Annotated in this window: 1 protein-coding gene; it reads right to left on the bottom strand. The window is 36.7% G+C overall.

What is annotated here, in order from left to right:
- Positions 1-562, bottom strand: a 562-nt coding sequence (locus HLA93_RS22490; RefSeq protein ID WP_222196289.1) for a hypothetical protein, incomplete at both ends; no start/stop codon positions are given.

Raw genomic sequence — 562 nt, 5'->3', positions numbered from 1 at the left:
TATCAGCAGGCAAATCAATAACATGAGATGAATCGCGTAAACTCTTTCGAAACATTGAAACATGGAAAACATCATGTACTTTAGACATACTTGATGGCAAAGCTAACTGATATGCTACATTTCCCACTTCTTTAATAACCTCAAATGGACCAATGAACCTTGGCGCTAGCTTACTTCTCTTTCCAAAACGCACCACTCCTTTGCGAGGCAAAGCTTTCAAATAAATAAAGTCCCCAACTTTAAACTTTAAATCTCTGTGGCGTACATCATAATAACTCTTTTGTCTACTTTGGGCTGTCTGCAAACGATCTTTAATAATTTTAATCTTTTCAGTCGTCTCTCTGATATATTTTGGTGTATTAACATGTTTTTCACCAACTTCTGCCCAACAAATTGGAGACCTACAGGGACGTCCATAGAGAGCTTCATAAGGTGTCATTCTAATGCTAGCCCGATAACTATTATTATAAGCAAATTCTGCTAAAGTCACATGCTTATACCAATTACCTTTAAACTCCAAGGCACAAGCACGAAGCATATTCTCCAAAATCAAAATAGTGTA

The organism is Modestobacter italicus, assembly GCF_019799965.1.
GTDB lineage: Bacteria > Actinomycetota > Actinomycetes > Mycobacteriales > Geodermatophilaceae > Modestobacter > Modestobacter italicus_A.
The sequence above is the reverse complement of the archived record's forward strand: the minus strand, read 5'-3'. Positions and strand labels throughout refer to the sequence as shown.